Origin of the sequence: Streptococcus sp. (assembly GCF_019414905.1) — a bacterium.
In the GTDB taxonomy this organism is placed as follows: domain Bacteria; phylum Bacillota; class Bacilli; order Lactobacillales; family Streptococcaceae; genus Streptococcus.
In genome coordinates this window covers 1-2,690 of sequence record NZ_DXLC01000133.1, presented here as the reverse complement: position 1 = coordinate 2,690, position 2,690 = coordinate 1, and the positions used below count along the sequence as shown (strand labels likewise).

Genomic DNA, 2,690 nt, shown 5'->3' with positions numbered 1-2,690 from the left:
TTATAGTTTCTAGTGAATATTTGTTTTTCACTAGAAACTATAAGGGGAGCTTTTGTACTCATGTATGAGATAGATTTCTCTTTTTTGTTTTATTAAACTGCATAGCTCACTTTTCATTAGGAATAAGCTATTGTATTCGCTAGATGTTAGCTGACATCAATTCACTACTGTTTAAAATTTTGAGAGTTTTGCAGTTTTTGAGTTCAGTTTCTGTTTATTCACCAAAGAAAAATGGTGGGGCGAACCGTTTCAGCTCTTCAAAGCAATGTTGGGCTGCCTCTGCATCTTCACAGATGACAAGGCAGACATCATCACCACAGAGGGTAGCGATAGCGTCAGGGAAACTCAAAGCATCAATGATAGAACCAAATGATTGAGCCAGTCCAGGAAGGGTTTTTAGTAGAACTTGATGTTGAACTGGGCGCATCAAGACAAGGGCATCTTCCATGTAGAGTTCAAGACGTTTTTCCCATTTTGAGATAGAGCCTGTATTGAGCACATAGTAAGAGTTATCTTCTTCTCGTACTTTTGAGAGGTTCATACTTTTAATATCCCTCGAAAGTGTAGCTTGTGTAACTTGAATATCATTATCGGCAAGAAGAGATTGTAACTCAGCTTGTGTGTGAATCTTATTTTTCGTTACAAGAGCTCGTATGAGTTGGTGTCGGTGTTCAGATTTATTCATAATAATTTAACTCCTTTTTTAGTGAGGTAGGATAAGAGTAGACTGTTCAAGATCGACAGTCAAGTGGTAGTCGGTATTGTCACGGATTGTGATTTCAAAGTCAGTCGTATAGAGGACCAAACGAAGAGTATCTCCTTCTTTTAACTTGTAAATAGTAGGTTGTAGTTCAAATTGAACATCCATCCATTCATCTGCAGTAATATCCTCTACTAACAGTAAATCATTTCTATTTTGTAAATTGAGGTAACCTTTTGTCACGACTCGTTGTGCCTCTGGTCTAAATGGCAATTCACAGAGATTTTCCAACATGTGGTAGCGTCCGTTGTCAATGGTTCTAGCACTTAAAACAGCTGGATAAGGTTGTAGGTATTTCTTTTGCCCAAATTCTAGCAGTTGGGCAGATAAGAGCCCCTTGTTTGTATTGGAATTGATACGAAGATTGAGCTGAGCGCGACCGTTCAGGTGGAGATCTTTGGTCACAGGAAGGTCAATAGTAATCTGATTGACTTTCCCTTGATAGAGTTCTGTATTGAAGGTCTGGTATGTCTTACCATAGCGTTCAAAATCCTTATCTGAGTATTGGTTTTGAATGACTTTCTCTTCTTGACCAAGTGAGAAGGATTCAAAGCTTTCTTGCCCACCGAAGTTATCAAGTGATAACCAAGTCTGAGGGGCTGTATTGTCCTGCCAGATAACAGTAGGAAGTTGGAAATCTGTATCTTGTCCCAGTAATTTCTTTGTCAACAAAGCATTCATGGATTCACGGAAGTCAATGGACTGCCAGTTGTTCATGTACACATGGGCGCCATTGTGGAAAAAGAGATGCTTGTTTATATGAGTAGGAAGGGCATGAAACATCTGGTAAACATGAAGTGGTTTGACATTCCAATCCTGTGAACCGTGGGTAAAGACAACCTCTGCTTTTACCTTATGGGCGTTGAGCAGATAGTTGCGATCATGCCAAAACTGGTTATAGTCGCCAGTCTTGCGATCCAGTTGTTCTTTTACTTTTTCTAAGTCAGCTTTGTGAGCTTCATTGCCACAGATATAGTCGCCAGCCAAGAGATTACGAGAATAGGTTAACTCAGCAAGGGAGTCAAAGTCCTCACCTGGATAACCGCCTGGGCTAGTCACCAGACCGTTTTCACGGTAGTAGTTGTACCATGAAGAAATGCCAGCCTCAGCAATGATAACCTCTAAACCATCGACGCCTGTAGTCGCAAGCCCATTTGACATGGTTCCAAGATAGGAAAGTCCAGTTGTGGCTACTTTTCCATTTGACCAGTCAGCTTTGACTTGACGCTGACGCGTGTGGTCGGTAAAGGCACGACAACGACTATTAAGCCAATCAATGACATTTTTATAAGCTTCGATTTGCTGGTAGTCGCCATTAGTCATGAAACCAGTAGAGTCTTTGGTACCAACACCTGAGACATAGAGATTGGCAAAGCCTCTCGGAAGGAAGTAGTCGTTTAGTGTATAGCTAGAGTTGATGTGACTTAGCTTTTCCTCAGTTTCAGCCACAAGCTCAGCTTGGCCTTGAGGTTGGACGAGATTTAATTGAGGTTTCTCTAGTTCAATCTTATGAGCAGGTTTAACCTCAAGCTCGCCCTCCATCTTGTAGAGAGCCTTGTCACTAGCCTTGTCATTGGTTCCCTGATGATAAGGACTGGCTGTCATGATGGCAGGGATTTGCCCCTCATAACGTGGACGAATAATGCTGACCTTGACTAGGTCTGGTAGCCCTTTTTGGTCAGTATCGACACGAGACTCAACGTAGACCACTTCACGAATGACATCATGGATAGAAAAAGTAGCCAAACTCTTGCCGTTAAAGTAGTGGTAGTCATTATCCTCAGGAATAAGACCGTCGCTGACAAGTTGGTCGATAAGAGTATTTCCCTTTTTGGTGCGAGTATTGAGTAACTGATAGAGATTTTCAATCAAGTCACCGTATACAATAGGAAATCCAGTCTCTTTACGAAAAGCTTCACTGTCTTCGAAG

General features: G+C 41.5%; 2 protein-coding genes. Both read right to left on the bottom strand.

The features are described from left to right. Positions 1-214: 214 nt before the first annotated feature. Positions 215-685, bottom strand: coding sequence for an arginine repressor (locus tag QZ359_RS04015; RefSeq protein WP_084889551.1), 471 nt, complete (start codon positions 683-685; stop codon positions 215-217). Between the two features lie 18 nt (positions 686-703). Further along, the coding region (locus QZ359_RS04010) for a Xaa-Pro dipeptidyl-peptidase (RefSeq protein ID WP_293960731.1) at positions 704-2,690 on the bottom strand (1,987 nt) is incomplete at its 5' end.